The sequence below is a fragment of the Streptomyces sp. NBC_00239 genome (assembly GCF_036194065.1).
Classification (GTDB): domain Bacteria; phylum Actinomycetota; class Actinomycetes; order Streptomycetales; family Streptomycetaceae; genus Streptomyces.
Genome location: NZ_CP108095.1, coordinates 2858386 through 2874411, shown reverse-complemented (window position 1 = coordinate 2874411; position 16026 = coordinate 2858386). Strand labels below are relative to the sequence as shown.

The following is a 16026-nucleotide window of genomic DNA, read 5'->3' as shown; positions in this document are numbered from 1 at the left end:
CTACGGGTACTAGCGGGTCTGCTGCGCCGGGACGCCGCGGGTGACCGGCTCGTCGTCGATCGGGGAACCGGCCGCCGCCACCGCGGCACCGGTCAGCGTGGCCAGCATCTCGCGGACGTTGGTCAGCTGCGCGTTGATCGAGTCGCGGCGGTTGGTGAGCGCCGCCAGCTCGCGCTCGGACTCGCTGCGGATGCGGTCCGCCTTGGCGTTCGCGTCGGCCACGATGTCCTCGGCCTGGCGCTGCGCGGTCTCCACCGTCTGGCGGGCCCGGCGCTCGGCGTCCGTACGCAGCTTCTCGGCCTCCAGGCGCAGCTGCTCCGCCCGGTGCTCGATCTCGGCGAGGCGCTTCTCGGCCTTGGCCTGACGCGAGGCCAGGTCGCGCTCGGACTGCTCGCGGCGCTTGGCCAGGTTCGTCTCGAAGTCGGCGGCGGCCTGGGCGGCCTTGGCGCGGGTCTCCTCGAACAGCGCGTCGGCCTCCTCGCGCTTGGAGGCGGCGTCCTTCTGCGCCTCGGCGCGCAGGGTGGAGGAGTCGGCCTTGGCCTTCTCCACGATGCGCACACCCTCGTCCTCGGCCTTCGCCTTGCGCTCGGCGGCGAACGACTCGGCGTCGTTGCGCACCTGCTGGGCGGCGGACTCGGCGAGCTCGCGGTGCTGCTCCGCGGCGCGACGGGCCTCCTCGCGCAGGTCCTTCGCCTCCTCCTCCGCGAGCCGCAGGATCTTCTCGACCCGGGCGCCGAGACCGGCGTACGACGGCTCGGCGTCGTTGACCTGGGCCTGGGCGTTCTGCGTCTCGAGGTGGAGTTCCTCGATGCGCTTCTCCAGGGAGTTGATGCGGGACAGAGCGCTGTCACGGTCGGTGACGAGCTTGGAAATGCGGTCGTCCACCTGACCGCGGTCGTAACCACGCCGCACTAGCTCGAAGCCGAAGGGGGAGGAAGTGTCGCTCATGGGGTTCCTGTCGAATGAGACCGATGAGGTGCTAGGTGAGGTGTTAAGGGGAATCCTAGGCGCCGGGGCGGCGTGTCATCGAGTCAATCCGCGTTTGATCTGGACAATGACACCCCTTTTGAGTGGCAAGGCGACGGAATGCTTGTCACCCGTTCGCCTGAACCTCCATCAGGAGCACACTTCCAGTCCAACTGACTAGCCCTCTGACGTCTTGCCACCCGATCGAGTGGACCCCGCTGCCGCTCCGGCCTTGACCCCGCCCCCGGCCGGACCGCCCGACGTACTGCTGGACGACTTTCCGCCACCCGTAGGTGCCTCGAATGATTCCAACGCCTCAAGTACGTCCTGGACACGGGAGATCTCCGCCTGAATGTCCTCCCGGCGGCGCACCAGCACCTCCAGCTCGCGACGGCCCTCGGCGACGAGTTGCTCCGCCTCCGCCGCCGCGTCCGCACGCAGCCGTTCGGCCTCCCGGACCAGCTCGGCCTTCTTCTGCTCGGCCTCCTTGAGGAGCGCCTCGGCCTTGCGGACCGCCGCGATGCGCACCTTGCTCGCCTCGCTGCTCGCCTCCGACACCAGCGCCTTGGCCTTGCGGTCGGCCTCCTCGCTCTGCTCGGTGGCCGCCTTGACCAGGTTGTCCACGCGTTCGCCGGCGGTCTTCATCTGCTCGGAGGACTCCCGGCGGGCCCGGTCGTGGAGCTCCTCGACCTCGGACTCGACCCGCGTCCGCAGCTCCTCCGCCCGCTCCCGTATGGCGGCCGCGTCCGTCCGCGCGCCGACCAGCAGCTCGTCCGCGTCCGTACGGGCCTTCTCCACCAGCGAGTTGCCCTCGACGGTGGCCTCCGACGTGATCCTTGCGGCCTCCTTGCGGGCCGCGTCCACCATCGAGTCGGCCTGCTCCTCGGCGGCCGTGGTGGCGGCCAGCGCCTGCTGCTGCGCCTCCGCGATCAGCTTGTCGGCCTCGGCCGCGGTCTCGCCGATGAGCCGGTCCACCTGCTCGGCCGCCTCGGTGCGCTTCTTGTTGGCCGCCTCGCGCGCCTCGTCGAGCATCCGCTCGGACTCCTCGCGGGCCTCCGTGCGCAGCCGCTCCGCCTCGGTGGCCGCCTCGGCCTTGACCCGCTCGGCCTCCGACCGGGTACGGGTGGCGTGCTCCTGCGCCGACGCCAGCGTCTGCGCGGCCTCCGCGCGCAGCTGCTCGGCCTCCTTCGCGGCCTCACCGACCGTACGCTCGTTGGCCGTGCGGGTCTCGGCGGTGAGCCGCTCCGCCTCCGACGACGCCTCGCCGACGAGCCGGTCCGCCTGCTCGGCGGCCTCGGTGCGCAGCCGGTTGGCCTCCGCACGCGCCTCGTCGAGGGCCTGCTCCGCCTCGCGCTCCGCGGTGGCGAGGGTCTCGCCCGCCGCGACCGTGACCCGCTCGGCCTCCGCGGTGGCCTCGCCGATGATCCGGCCGCCCTCCGCGCGCGCCTCGTCGAGGGTCTGCGCGGCCTCGGTGCGCAGCCGCTGCGCCTCCTCGGCGGCCTCCCCGACCGTCCGGTCGTTGGCGGCCTGCGTCTCGACGGTCATCCGTTCGGTCTCGGCGGTCGCCTCGCCGATCAGGCGCGCCCCCTCGGCGCGCGCGTCGTCCAGCACCTTCGCGGCCTCGGCACGGACCGCCTCGCCGTCCCGCGTCGCCTCGGCCCGTACGCCGTCGGCCTCCGCGGCCGCCTCGGAACGGATCCGGTTGGCGTCGTCGCGGGCATCGGCCCGGGTGCGGGCCGCGTCGCGCTCGGACGAGGCCAGCGCGTCCGTCGCCTCGGTCCGGACCCGCTGCGCGTACTCGGCGGTGTCGCTGCGCAGCTGCTCGGCCTCGGCGATCGCGTCGGTGACCGTACGCTCCGCGAGCGCCTTGGCGGCGTCGGTCTCGGTCCGCGCGTCGGTGCGGATCCGCTGGGCGTCCTCGGCGGCCCGCTCCCGCTCGGCGTGCGCGTCGGCGCGGACCCGGTCCGCCTCCTCCTGCGCCTCGGTACGGGTGCGCTCCGCCGCGTGCTCGGCGGCGCTGCGCAGCCCGGCGACCTCCTCCTCGGCCTGCTCGTGCAGCCCGGCCACCGACTCGCGCACCTCGCGGGCGGTGGTCTCGGCGGCCGTGACCAGTTCGGTCGCGCGCCGGTCGGCCTCCTCGACGAGCCGCTGCGCCTCGGTCTGTGCTTCTTCGACGCGCTTGCGGGCGGCCGCGAGCAGCTCCTCGCTCTGCTCGCGGGCCTGGGCGCGCTCGTTGCCGGCCTCCTCGCGGGCCGCGGAGAGGGTCTCCTCGGCCTCGCGGCGGCGCCGGGCGGACTCCTCCTGCGCGGCGGCCAGCGCCTCGGCGGCCTCCTCGGCCACCCGCTCGGCGGCCGCCTTGGCCTCGGCGCGCAGCCGGTCCGCGGTGTCCTGCGCCTCGGCGCGCAGCCGCTCCGCCTCGGCGGCGGCCTCGGCCTGCAGCCGGACGGCCGCGGTCTCGGCCTCGGCGCGGGAACGGGCCGCGTCGTCGGCGGCCTCGTCGCGCAGCGCCACGGCCTCCGCCTCGGCCTGGGCCTGAAGGGTGCGGATCCGCTCGGCGGACTCGGCGCGCAGCCGCTCGCTCTCCTCGGCGGCCTCGCGCCGGATGCCCTCGGCGGCGCCCCGGGCGTCGCGCAGGGTCTGCTCGGCGGTGGTCAGCCGGCCCTCGGCGTCCTCCTGGAGCCGGGTCAGCTCGATGTCGGCCTCGGCGCGCTTGGCGGCGAGGGCCTGCTCGGTCTCCTCGCGGCGCTCGCGCGCCGCCTCGGCGGCCTCGGAACGAAGGGTCTCCGCCTGCTCCTCGGCCTCGGCGCGCAGCCGCTCGGCCTCGGCCCGGGTCCGCTCCAGCGTCTCCTCGGCCTGCCGGCGCAAGGAGGTGGCCCGCTCGATGGCCTCGGCGCGCAGCCGCTCGCTCTCGGTGGTGGCGCCGGAGCGCAGCTCGTCGGCGTCCGCCTTCGACTTGGACAGCAGCTCCTCGGCCGTCTTGGCGGCCTCCTCGATCTGCTGGACGGCCTCGCGGCGGGCCTCGCCGCGGATCCGCTCGCCCTCGGCGACCGCCTCGGCGCGCAGCTGCTCGGCCTCGCCGCGCAGCCGGCGGGCCTCGGCCTGCAGCTCGACGGTCTTGGCCCGGTACTCCTCGGTGTCGTCCTTCGCCGCGCCCTTGAGCTGCTCGGCGGTGTCGGCGGCCTGGGCGCGCAGCCGCTCGGCCTCGCCCTCGGCCTCGCCGCGGATCCGCTCGGCCTCGTCGGCGGCGGCCTTGCGGGTGGCCTTCGCCTCCTCGGCGGCCTTGTTGAGCACGTCCTCGGCGGTGCGGGCCGCCTTCGCGAGCTGGGCGGCGGTGTCCTCGGCGGCGGCCGTACGGGCCTGCTCGCCGGCCTCGACGCGGAGCCGCTCGGCCTCGGCGCGGGCGTCGGCCAGGGACTGCTCGGCCTCGGCCTTGAGGCGCTCGGCCTCCTTGGTGGCCTCGCCGACGAGCCGGGCGACCTGCTCCTTGGCGGTGCGGGTGCGCTGCTCGTTGACGGACTCCGCCGAGGTCAGCTGCCGGTCGGCGGCCTCCTTGGCGTCGGCGAGGACCTTCTCGGCCTCGGCGCGGGCCTCGCGCAGGGCGCCGTCGGCCTCCTGCACGCGCTGCTCGGCCACCCGGCCGAGGTCCATGGTCTGCTGCCGGGTCTGCTCGGCCTCGGCGCCGGCGCTGGTGCGCAGCCGCTCCGCGTGCTCGGTGGCCTCCTGGGCCTGGGCGGAGGCGGCGGTCAGCAACCGCTCGGCCTCCTTGCGGGCGCGGGCCAGGGTGGCCTCGGCCTCGGTGCGGGCCGCCTCGGCCTCGCCGCTCATCCGGCGCCGGGTCTCCTCGGCGACGCGGGCGGCTTCGGCGCGGGCCGCGCCCAGGGCCTGTTCGGCCTCGGCGCGGGACTCCTCCATCAGGCGCCGGGCCTGGGACTCCGTGCGGGCGCGCAGCTGTTCGGCCCAGGCGACGTTCTCGTTGACGTGCGACTCGACGGTCTGGCGGCGCTCGTTGAGCTCCTGGTCCAGGCGCTGGCGGCGGTTGACGGCCTCGGCGTGCAGTTCGGCCTGCAGTCGGGCCTGGTGCTCGGCGTGCTCCTGGAGGATGCGCTGGGTTTGGGCCCGGGCGTCGCGCAGTTCGCGCTCGGCGTCGGTGCGCATCTGGTCGGCCTGGATCTGCGCGTTACGCAGCAGCTGCTCGGCCTGGTAGCCCAGGTCGGCGGAGTCGTAGGCGGGGCGGGACGCCAGGTTGCGGCGCGCCTCGTGGAGCTTGGCGCGCAGCACTTCGACCTGGTAACCGAGGTCGTCGGCGTGCTGGACGGCCTTCTCGCGTTCCTTCTTCAGCCGCTCCATCTCGGCCTCGAAGCGCGAGAGATGGTCGGCCTCGGCCTGATGGCTCTCCTGGCGTTCGTAGCCCCGCACAGCGCGGTCCCATCCGTCCCCTGGTCGCAAGCTCTCTCCCAAGAGCACCGTCCGCCCGCTGGACGGCGCCCCCAGGGCATGGTGTCAGATTCTCGCTGCCGGTCAGGAGGCCCCGACCCCACAACTCCGCACCAAACCCCGGCCGAGCCACGGCCACTCTACCGGCCGAGGAATCCGGGGGTCAGTGCTCAGGGTGGCAGAGGTCAGTGGCCGGGCGCGGAGGTGACCAGTTCCGTGAGGACGCCGTGGCAGTCCTTGGGGTGGAGGAAGGTGATGCGGGAGCCCATGGAACCGGTGCGCGGCTGGTCGTAGAGGACCCGCACGCCCTTGCCGCGGATGGCCTCGGCGTCGCCGTCGACGTCGGCGGTGCCGAAGGCGATGTGGTGGACGCCCTCACCGTTCTTGGCCAGCCACTTGCCGACCGCGGAGTCCTCGCGGGTGGGCTCCAGGAGCTGGAGGTAGGAGGCCCCGCCGTCGGAGGTCTCGTTGATCTTGAGCATGGCCTCGCGGACGCCCTGCTCCTCGTTGACCTCGGTGTGGAACACCTCGAAGCCGTACGTGGCACGGTAGAACTCGACAGTCTTGTCGAGGTCGAAGCACGCAATCCCGATGTGGTCGATTCTCGTCAGCATGGGTCCAGTGGAGCGGTCGACACCGTGGTTACGCAACGTGCGCGCGATCACACCGGATGCCGGGTGACGGCACAGGTACTGCTCAGTACATTCAGGTAAACCCTCGTTCACTCCTCAGCTTCCCCGCTGAAAGGGGATCCGCCTCATGTCCGGAACGAACAACTCCACTTCCGTGATCGTCGCAGGGGCCCGTACGCCCATGGGACGCCTCCTCGGCTCACTGAAGTCCTTCTCGGGTGCAGACCTGGGCGGCTTCGCCATCAAGTCCGCGCTGGAGCGGGCCGGCATCTCCGGCGACCAGGTCCAGTACGTGATCATGGGCCAGGTGCTCCAGGCCGGCGCCGGCCAGATCCCGGCCCGCCAGGCCGCCGTCAAGGCCGGCATCCCGATGAACGTCCCGGCGCTGACCATCAACAAGGTCTGCCTCTCCGGCCTGGACGCCATCGCGCTCGCCGACCAGCTGATCCGCGCCGGCGAGTTCGACATCGTCGTCGCCGGCGGCCAGGAGTCCATGACCAACGCCCCGCACCTGCTCCCCAAGTCCCGCGAGGGCTACAAGTACGGCGCGATCGAGATGCTCGACGCGATGGCGTACGACGGCCTGACCGACGCCTTCGAGAACATCGCGATGGGCGAGTCCACGGAGAAGCACAACACCCGCCTGGGCATCGAGCGCGCCCCCCAGGACGAGTTCGCCGCCGCCTCGCACCAGCGGGCAGCCGCCGCCCAGAAGAACGGCGTCTTCGAGGCCGAGATCACCCCGGTCGAGATCCCGCAGCGCAAGGGCGAGCCGGTCGTCTTCTCCGCCGACGAGGGCATCCGCGCCGAGACCACGGTGGAGTCCCTGGGCAAGCTGCGCCCGGCCTTCGCCAAGGACGGCACGATCACCGCTGGCACCTCCTCGCAGATCTCCGACGGCGCCGCCGCGGTCGTCGTGATGAGCAAGGCCAAGGCCGAGGAGCTGGGCCTGGAGTGGCTGGCCGAAATCGGTGCCCACGGCAACGTGGCCGGACCCGACAACTCGCTCCAGTCGCAGCCGTCGAACGCGATCCTCCACGCCCTGAAGAAGGACGGCCTGGAGGTCTCCGACCTGGACCTGATCGAGATCAACGAGGCCTTCGCCGCGGTCGCCGTCCAGTCAATGAAGGACCTGGGCGTGACCCCGGAAAAGGTGAACGTCAACGGTGGCGCGATCGCGCTGGGGCACCCGATCGGCATGTCCGGCGCCCGCGTGGTCCTGCACCTCGCGCTGGAGCTCAAGCGCCGCGGCGGCGGCGTCGGCGCGGCCGCCCTGTGCGGCGGCGGCGGCCAGGGCGACGCGCTGATCGTGCGCGTCCCGCAGGCGTGATCCCGTAACCGACAGCGCGACCGACGAGGAGGCAGGCAGGCATGACGGTGGACGTCCCCCAGCTGGTGGCCCAGGCCCGCGAGGGCAGGCCCAGGGCGGTGGCCCGGCTGATCTCACTCGTGGAAGGGGCGTCCCCGCAGCTGCGCGAGGTGATGGCGGCGCTGGCCCCGCTCACGGGCAACGCGTACGTGGTGGGCCTGACCGGTTCTCCGGGCGTCGGCAAGTCCACCTCCACCTCGGCTCTGGTATCCGCCTACCGGCGGGCCGGGAAACGGGTCGGCGTCCTCGCCGTCGACCCGTCCTCGCCGTTCTCCGGCGGCGCGCTGCTCGGCGACCGGGTGCGGATGTCGGAGCACTCCTCCGACCCCGGCGTGTACATCCGCTCGATGGCCACCCGCGGCCACCTCGGCGGCCTCGCCTGGGCGGCCCCGCAGGCCATCCGGGTGCTCGACGGCGCCGGCTGCGACGTGATCCTGGTCGAGACGGTCGGCGTCGGGCAGTCCGAGGTGGAGATCGCCTCGCAGGCCGACACCTCCGTGGTGCTGCTCGCCCCCGGCATGGGCGACGGCATCCAGGCCGCGAAGGCGGGCATCCTGGAGATCGGCGACGTGTACGTCGTGAACAAGGCGGACCGGGACGGCGCGGACGCGACCGCCCGCGAGCTCAACCACATGCTGGGGCTGGGGGAGTCCCGCGGCCCCGCCGACTGGCGCCCCCCGATCGTCAAGACGGTCGCCGCCCGCGGGCAGGGCATCGACGAGGTCGTCGAGGCGCTGGAGAAGCACCGCGCGTGGATGGAGGAGCACGGGGTGCTGGCGCAGCGGCGGGCCGCCCGGGCCTCCCACGAGATCGAGACGATCACCGTGACGGCCCTGCGCTCGCGGATCGGCGACCTGCGCGGTGACGCGCACCTGGGCGCCCTCGCGGAACGCGTGGTGGCCGGCGCGCTGGACCCGTACGCGGCCGCCGACGAGCTGCTGGCGAGCCTCACCGGGGCGTAGCCCGGCCGTTTCGACGCCCGCGGGGCCGGCCGCGGTCCCCCGCGGTTCCCCGCGCCCCTTGGGGCATGCGGGAGGGCCGGGTCGGTGGTGCCGACCCGGCCCTCCCGGGTGCCGCTACGTGTTGGGGCGCTTGCCGTGGTTCGCGCCCTTCTTCTTGCGGGCTCGCCTCTTGTTGCCGCGCTTCGACATGGCGTACATCTCCCTCATCAGGGGACATTACGGGCGTACGCCAGTCTAGGTTCGCCGCTCGGATCGCGCCTCGCTCAGATCTTGCCCCGGGTGTCGCGCAGCTTCTCCGCGACGGGCTTGAGGGAGGCGTGCATCGCGGAGAGGGCCTCCGGGCTGAGCATGTCGATGAAGTGCCGGCGCACGGACGCCACGTGGTGCGGGGCGACCTTGCGCATGGTCTCCATGCCCTGCTCGGTCAGGACCGCGTACAGGCCGCGGCGGTCGGACTCGCAGTTCACGCGGACCACGAGCCCGGCCGTCTCCATGCGGGTGATCTGGTGGGACAGGCGGCTCTTGGACTGAAGGGTCGCCGTCGCGAGATCGCTCATCCGCATCCGGTGGTCCTCGGACTCCGAGAGGTTGACCAGGATCTCGTAGTCGTTGTTGGTCAGTCCGAACGGCTGGAGATCCTTCTCCATCTGGTACGTCAGCAGTCTGTTGACGTCCAGGTAGGTGCGCCAGGCGCACTGCTCGGCGTCGTCGAGCCAACGGGTTGCCGTCTCAGTCTCCATATGAGGACTCTACCCTAAGATGTTGAATTACGTACAAAAATGAACGATCCCCCGACCGTGTGACGTGACCCTGGGAAGGCTAGCGGTCACAGACCGAAGCGGCGCTGCAAGTCCCCCAGCTGCCCCGGCATCCGGGGTACCCCGAGCTGCCCGCCCGGCTGCTGCCCCATCGGCGCCTGGTGGTGCCCCGGGACCCCCGGCTCGGCGTGCACCTGACCGACCGGCTGCTCGGCCATGAGCGTCTCGGACGACTGGAGCAGCACCGTGCCCGCCCCCACGAACTCGAACTGGTGCTCCTCGCCGGAAGCGCCGCCGATGCCCGCCAGCCGGCGCACCCCGCCCATGATCCCCTGCATGTACCCGTGGTCGTAGTGGTGGCACGGGGAGGGGCAGTCCGCCCACCCCACCAGCGCCTGCGGGTCCACCCGCAGCGGCGGCTCCATGAACACCACCGGCCCGTTGGACGCCGCCACGAACTTGCCCGTCCCGATCAGCGTCAGGAAGCCCGGCACGATCGACTGCTTCAGCGCCAGCGTCGGCTGGTACGCGAGCAGGTTGCCCGACCGGATCGTCAGGTTCCCGTTGTCCAGGTCGTACGAGTTGACGTCGAAGGCGCGGTCGGCGAGCAGCATCTTCCCGGAGCCCTCGGCGACCACCCAGTCCGCCGCGTGCAGCGGCGAGTGGAAGCTGGTGCGCAGCAGCCGGTCGAAGCGGCCGTGCCCGATGCCGTTGAACTCGATGCGCCCGTAGTAGGCGATCATCTTGCCCTTCTGCAGGAACCACTGGCTCCCCTTGAGCTCCACGCAGAAGGTGTACGCGTTGACGTTGTCGTCGGACGGCAGCGAGTGCGGGTCCATGACGTTCGGGCCGCCGGGACCGCCGAAGCCGCCGGGGCCGCCCGGGCCCGGGCCGAAGCTGGGTGCGGGTCCGTAGTTCACAGCTTCTCCTCCGACGCCTGGACGTACACGGCACCGTGCCCCGACAGCTCCAGCTGGAACGCCTCGCCCGAGCCGCGCCCCACCATGTCCCGCCAGCCGAGCGCGGTGGAGAGCTTGTTCCGTACGTCCCCGTGGTGGGCCACGTACGCCTGCGGGTCCACGTGGACCGGCCGGTTGGGGGTGATCGGGAGCTCGATGACCCCGCCGTGGGCCATCACGGCGACCGAGCCGTGGCCCTTGAGGGTGGTGGTGAACAGGCCCTGGCCGCTGACCTGGCCGCGCACCATGCCCATGACCCCGCCCTGCGAGCCCATGAACATCGTGCCCTGCTGGAGGGTGCCGTCGAAGGCCAGCAGCCGGTCGGCCTCCACGTACAGGGTGTCCCCCTGGAGGGTGATCACCTGGATGTGGTGGCCGCCGTGGCCGAACATCACGGTGCCCTGGCCCTCGACCGTCATCAGCGGGGTCTGCTCGTTGGCCACCCGGCGGCCGATCATGCCCATGACTCCGCCCTGGCCGCCGGTGATGTCCGGGGTGAACGAGACCTCGCCGCGGTACGCGAGCATCGCGCCGCGCTGGCTGTAGATGCGCTGGCCGGGCACGACCTGCGCCTCGATCATCTTCGAGTTGATCTCACGGAACGGCATCAGACGTCACCCCCGACCGTGTTGCGCTCGCTGGGCTGGACGTACACCAGGCCCTCGCCCTCGAAGCGGATCTGGAAGGCCTCGCCCGAGCCCTCGCCGATGAGCGTCCGGAAGGTGACCCCGGACTGGAAGTGCTGCTGGAGGTTGCCGGTGTGCGCGATGTACGCACCGGGGTCCACGGAGAGCGGGTACTGGGCGCTGACGCGCAGCACGACCGCCGGGCCGTCGGACATGATCGCCGCCTGGCCGGTGCCTTCGACGGTGGTGGTGAAGAGACCGTTGCCGGTCGCTCCGCCCCGCAGTCCGGTGAAGGTGGTGCCGGTGCGCAGCCCGCCGTCGGTGCACAGCAGGTTGCTGGACTCGACGTAGAGCTTCTCGCCGTGGAGGTTGACGAGGTTGATCTCGCTCGCGCGGTCGGCGAAGAAGCACGTGCCGTGCCCTTGCACCTCCATCACGGTCATCTGTTCGCCGGTGAGGCGCCGCGTCACCATGCCGCGGATGCCCTCACCGCCGCCGGACATCTTCTTGAAGGCCATCTGACCGTCGTACGCGACCATGGAGCCGTTCTTCGCTTTCACGGCATCCCCGGTCAGGTCGACGGCGAGCACCTTGCTGCCTTGGAGTCGGAACTGAGCCACGGGGGAGACGTTAGTGGGCCCCGGCGCGGGCGAACAGGGGCCCCTGCCCGATTACAACCGGCCCGTGACAGTCCGGGCGGACCCTGGGTCAAGATCAGGCAAACCGGCTGGGAGAATGGCGGACGTCCCAGCCCCCGGCCCGAAGGTTCCCCGTGGACATCAAGACCGCCTCCGCCCTGCACCGACTGCGCCTGATCTCGATACCGGAGGCGCTGTCCTTCCCGGCCCTCCTGATCTTCGGCTCGCTGCTCAGCCGGATCTCGGACATCGACTACCTGATGATGCCGCTCGGCGCCCTGCACGGCGTGCTGTTCGTGATCTACGCGGTCTTTCTGCTGGACGTGTGGAACAAGGCGAAGTGGCCGTTCAAGAAGGCCGCCCTCTTCTTCCTCCTCGCCCTGGTCCCCTTCGGCGGCCTCTACGGCGACAAGCTCCTCAAGCGCGACGAGGCCGAGAGCGTCCTCGCCGCCCGAGCCCGCCGGGAGGGCGCCGCGGCCTGACACCCGGGACCCGCACCGCGCGCCCTCCGATCCGGTGAACGCAGCCGCCGCCCGTCTTCGGGCGGCGGCTTCGTCGTGTGCGGGGTGCGCCGTGATGCCCGTGCGGCCGAACTGCGGTAGTCCGGGCGGGCGGTGTCGTGGCGGTGGCCGGGCGCCGGTGGCCGGGCCGGTGGTGGCCCGTATGGCTCCGGGGTGGTGCGGCCGCGGGTCGTGCGGCCGGCCGCCGGACGTGCCGGGGGCTGCCGGAGGGGGCGGGCGTACACCCGTACGGCGGTGTGGGGGTGCGGCGCGGCAGACTCCCTCGCTCGGCCGAATCCCGTTCGACACGCTTGGGTGTGTCCACTTTTGTGGGGTTATCAAGCATCGGGTTCGAGCTCTGGAGGGACCGTGCGGCCGGAAGGCTACGACTACGAGACCCACAGCCATCTCGCCGGCCCCCTCAGGGAACCGGACCCCACCGGCTACCGGGTCCAGTACCGGTCCCTGCTGTCGAAGGAACCACACCGAATACGAGCGGTCCTCCTGATGTCGCTGGCGCCGTCCGCCGCCGCCGGACTGCTGCTCTACCTGGTGTGGCCCACGCACTGGACCCAGCGGGAGGGCGGCGAGCGCTGGCTGGTGCGGCTGGACGCGGTCATGCTCGGCTCCATCGCGATGATCATGTTCTTCATGTTCGTCAACGTGCTGTCGATCGCGCACGCGACGATGGTCGCCCGCGACCCCGTGCCGGTCGCCCCCGAGCCCGGCACCCGGGTCGCGTTCCTCACCACGTACGTGCCCGGCAAGGAGCCGCTCGCCATGCTGCGGGCCACCCTGGAGGGCGCCGTACGGATGCGGCACGACGGGCACCTGGACGTCTGGCTGCTGGACGAGGGCGACGACCCCGAGGCGAAGGTGCTCTGCGCCGAGCTGGGCGTGCGCCACTTCACCCGCAAGGGTGTCCCGGAGTGGAACCGTGCGAAGGGCGTGCACCGCGCGAAGACCAAGCACGGCAACTACAACGCCTGGCTGGCGATGCACGGGGACGACTACGAGTTCTTCGCCTCCGTCGACACCGACCACGTGCCGCTGCCGAACTTCCTGGAGCGGATGCTCGGGTTCTTCCGCGACCCCGACGTCGCCTTCGTGGTCGGCCCGCAGGTCTACGGGAACTACACCGAGTACGTCACCCGGGCCGCCGAGTCCCAGCAGTACCTCTTCCACGCGCTGATCCAGCGCGCCGGGAACCGCTACGGCGCCCCCATGTTCGTCGGCACCAACAACGCCGTACGGATCAGCGCCGTCAAGGCGGTCGGCGGGCTCTACGACTCCATCACGGAGGACATGGCCACCGGCTTCGAGCTGCACCGCAGCCGCAACAAGGCCACCGGCCGGTTCTGGCGCTCCGTGTACACCCCCGACGTGCTCGCCGTGGGGGAGGGACCCGCCTCCTGGACCGACTTCTTCACCCAGCAGCTGCGCTGGTCCCGCGGCACCTACGAGACCCTCTTCAAGCAGTACTGGAAGAGCTTCTTCCGGATGCCTCCGGGGCGCTGGCTCAACTACACGCTGATGCTCGTCTACTACCCGATGACCGCCGTGAACTGGCTGCTCGGCATCCTCAGCTGCGTCCTGTTCCTGTGGTTCGGCGCCTCCGGCACCCAGGTCTCCTCCTCCGTGTGGCTGATGCTCTACAGCGACGCCGCCGCCCTCCAGATCGGCCTCTACCTCTGGAACCGGCGGCACAACGTCTCGCCCCACGAGCCCGCCGGCTCGGGCGGCCTCGCCGGCATGGCGATGTCCGCGATCTGCGCGCCCGTCTACCTGAAGTCCCTGGGCTCGGCGCTCCTGCGCACGCGGGGCCGGTTCGTCGTTACCCCCAAGGGCGACGGCGCCAGCCCCGACCGGCTGACCACCTTCCGCATCCACCTGTACTGGGCCGGCCTGCTCGTGGTCTCCCTCGCGGCCTCGGTGCGCTACGGCCACACCCACGCCGCGATGCGGATCTGGGCCGTCCTCGCCCTGCTGATCGCCCTCGCCCCGGTCGCCGTGTGGACCGTGACCCTGGTCCGCGACCGCCGGGCCCGCGCCCGGGCCCTCGTCCCCCTCGGCGGCGAACCGGGCGACGAGCCGGAGCCGGCCTTCGCCACGACGACCGGAGGGAACTGAGCCATGGCCTACCAGCCTTCCAAGAAGTTCAAGAAGACCGCCCTCGGCGCGGGCGCGGTGGTCGTCCTCGCCGGGCTCAACGCGCCCGCCGCCCTCTCCTTCGCCGAGGACAAGTACGAGGCGTACAAGATCGGCCAGGCCAGCTACCGGATCCAGTACGGCTCGTGGGCGATGGTCGACATGCCCCAGACCCATCGCATCAACGCCATGCACGCGGCCCTGCTGCACACCGGGAAGGTGCTGCTCATCGCCGGGTCCGGCAACAGCCAGCGCAACTTCGACAAGGGCAGCTTCGACACCGTCCTGTGGGACCCGTCGAACGACACCTTCAAGAAGATCCCCACCCCCGAGGACTTCTTCTGCTCGGGCCACAGCCAGCTCCCCGACGGCCGGCTGCTGGTGGCCGGCGGCACCGCGCGGTACGAGGTCCTCGACGGGAAGGTCACCCGGGCCGGCGGCGGCATGCGCGTCAAGAACGAGAGCCCGGACAAGGAGGTGAGGCTGAAGAAGGGCACGGTCTTCCGCTCGCCCTCCGGCGTGGAGTACGTGTCCCGCTTCGACGTCACCGTCCCCAAGGCCAAGCGCGAGTTCCAGATCTCGTACGCCAAGAGCGGCCGGATGCTGCCGTGGAAGACGAAGGTCGTGGCCGCCGAGGCACGGGTCTTCGTCGAGGCCGTCGACGAGGGCCCGCAGGGCCTGACCACCCAGGCCGCGCAGTACGAGGTCGTCGGCCTGGGCGGCAAGGACGCCGACAACGTCTACGGCCTCGCCGAGCGCCTCAGCGTCGACAAGCAGGACTTCCAGGGCATCAAGGCCGCCTACGAGTTCGACCCGAAGGCCGAGAAGTACATCCCGGTCGACCCGATGAAGGACGCCCGCTGGTACCCGACCCTCGTGAGCCTCCAGGACGGCAAGGTGCTCGCCGTCTCCGGCCTCAACGACGTCGGCGACGTGGTCCCCGGCGACAACGAGATCTACGACCCGCAGACGAAGAAATGGGGCAAGGGCCCCTTCCGGTACTTCCCCACCTACCCCGCGCTCTTCCTCACCAAGGGCGGCAAGCTCCTCTACACCGGCTCCAACGCCGGCTACGGACCCGCCGGCAAGGGCCGCGAACCCGGCCTGTGGGACGTGAAGACCAACACGTTCACCAAACTGACCGGCCTCACCGACGCGGACCAGCTGGAGACGTCCTCCTCGCTGTTGCTGCCGCCCGCGCAGGACCAGCGGCTGATGGTGCTCGGCGGCGGCGGCGTCGGCGAGTCCCGCAAGGCCACCGGACGCACCTCGATCATCGACCTCAAGGAGGACGGCCCGGTCTTCAAGAACGGGCCCTCGCTCCCGCAGGGCACCCGCTACCTCAGCTCGGTGATCCTCCCGGACGACTCCGTCTTCACCACCGGCGGCGCGGCCGACTACCGCGGCCGCGGCGCCAGCGACATCCACAAGGCGCAGTTCTACTGGCCGAAGACCAACACCTTCGTCACCGCCGCAGCGCCCTCCGTCGGCCGCAACTACCACTCGGAGGCGCTGCTGCTGCCCGACGGACGGGTCGCCACCTTCGGCTCCGACCCGCTCTTCTCCGACAAGGACAACACCAAACTCGGCAAGTTCGACACCCGGCTGGAGGTCTACACCCCGCCCTACCTGCACCGGGACCCGGAGCGCCGGCCGAAGCTGGGCGACGGCCCGCAGGAGGTCGACCAGAACGGCCGGGCCACCTTCAGCGCACCCGACCCCGGACGGATCGAGCGGGCCCGCCTGATGCGGCCCAGCGCCGTCACCCACACCACGGACGTCGAGCAGCGCTCGATCGAACTCGGGCTGACCCGCACCGGCGACTCGGTGACCGTCAAGGTGCCCGGCGACCCGACCCTGGTGCCGCCCGGCTGGTACATGCTCTTCGTGACGGACGCCGACGGCACGCCGTCCGTGGCCAAGTGGATCCAGGTCAAGCCCGTCAAGCCGGTGGAGCCCGGGAGCGGGCCCGCGCGGACCGGGATGCGGCCGCGGCTGTGACGGTGGCTGGGGCCCCAGCCGGGGCCGGGCTTG

13 protein-coding genes are annotated in these 16026 nt (G+C 71.8%); 5 read left to right on the top strand and 8 right to left on the bottom strand.

Annotation, left to right across the window (positions count from 1 at the left end):
- Positions 1-9: 9 nt before the first annotated feature.
- The 3 genes from OG764_RS12410 to mce all read right to left on the bottom strand — a co-directional run bounded on the left by OG764_RS12410 (position 10) and on the right by mce (position 6014).
- Entirely contained in the window at positions 10-948 is a 939-nt protein-coding gene (locus OG764_RS12410) for a cellulose-binding protein (protein ID WP_328968481.1), read from the bottom strand.
- Positions 949-1143: 195 nt separating this feature from the next.
- A complete protein-coding gene (scy, locus tag OG764_RS12405; RefSeq protein WP_328968480.1) occupies positions 1144-5382 on the bottom strand; it encodes a polarized growth protein Scy in 4239 nt (1412 codons plus the stop codon).
- Positions 5383-5585: 203 nt separating this feature from the next.
- A complete protein-coding gene (gene mce / locus OG764_RS12400; protein WP_328968479.1) occupies positions 5586-6014 on the bottom strand; it encodes a methylmalonyl-CoA epimerase in 429 nt (142 codons plus the stop codon).
- A gap of 145 nt (positions 6015-6159) precedes the next feature.
- Here mce and OG764_RS12395 point away from each other — a divergent pair, with 145 nt between their 5' ends.
- Together OG764_RS12395 and meaB are read left to right on the top strand one after the other, a co-directional pair.
- A complete protein-coding gene (locus OG764_RS12395) occupies positions 6160-7362 on the top strand; it encodes an acetyl-CoA C-acetyltransferase (protein WP_328968478.1) in 1203 nt (400 codons plus the stop codon).
- Between the two features lie 41 nt (positions 7363-7403).
- Complete coding sequence (meaB, locus tag OG764_RS12390) at positions 7404-8363, top strand: methylmalonyl Co-A mutase-associated GTPase MeaB (RefSeq protein WP_328968477.1); 960 nt, start codon at positions 7404-7406, stop codon at positions 8361-8363.
- Between the two features lie 114 nt (positions 8364-8477).
- Here meaB and OG764_RS41750 read toward each other — a convergent pair whose 3' ends face one another.
- The 5 genes from OG764_RS41750 to OG764_RS12370 form a co-directional block, all read right to left on the bottom strand.
- Complete coding sequence (locus OG764_RS41750; protein ID WP_372460710.1) at positions 8478-8552, bottom strand: 50S ribosomal protein bL37; 75 nt, start codon at positions 8550-8552, stop codon at positions 8478-8480.
- A 74-nt stretch (positions 8553-8626) separates the two neighbouring features.
- Positions 8627-9103, bottom strand: coding sequence for a MarR family winged helix-turn-helix transcriptional regulator (locus OG764_RS12385; protein ID WP_328968476.1), 477 nt, complete (start codon positions 9101-9103; stop codon positions 8627-8629).
- An 86-nt stretch (positions 9104-9189) separates the two neighbouring features.
- Entirely contained in the window at positions 9190-9960 is a 771-nt protein-coding gene (locus OG764_RS12380) for an AIM24 family protein (protein ID WP_328972973.1), read from the bottom strand.
- 77 nt (positions 9961-10037) lie between these two features.
- On the bottom strand, positions 10038-10688 hold the full coding sequence (locus OG764_RS12375) for an AIM24 family protein (RefSeq protein ID WP_328968475.1): 651 nt from the start codon (positions 10686-10688) through the stop codon (positions 10038-10040).
- A complete protein-coding gene (locus OG764_RS12370) occupies positions 10688-11326 on the bottom strand; it encodes an AIM24 family protein (RefSeq protein WP_328968474.1) in 639 nt (212 codons plus the stop codon). The genes OG764_RS12375 and OG764_RS12370 overlap by 1 nt, the downstream gene beginning before the upstream one ends.
- A gap of 152 nt (positions 11327-11478) precedes the next feature.
- On the opposite strand from OG764_RS12370, the gene OG764_RS12365 reads away from it, so the two are divergent.
- The 3 genes from OG764_RS12365 to OG764_RS12355 all read left to right on the top strand — a co-directional run bounded on the left by OG764_RS12365 (position 11479) and on the right by OG764_RS12355 (position 15993).
- A complete protein-coding gene (locus OG764_RS12365) occupies positions 11479-11826 on the top strand; it encodes a DUF3817 domain-containing protein (RefSeq protein ID WP_328968473.1) in 348 nt (115 codons plus the stop codon).
- A gap of 387 nt (positions 11827-12213) precedes the next feature.
- Complete coding sequence (locus OG764_RS12360) at positions 12214-13974, top strand: glycosyltransferase family 2 protein (RefSeq protein WP_328968472.1); 1761 nt, start codon at positions 12214-12216, stop codon at positions 13972-13974.
- 3 nt (positions 13975-13977) lie between these two features.
- Complete coding sequence (locus OG764_RS12355; protein WP_328968471.1) at positions 13978-15993, top strand: kelch motif-containing protein; 2016 nt, start codon at positions 13978-13980, stop codon at positions 15991-15993.
- Positions 15994-16026 lie beyond the last annotated feature (33 nt).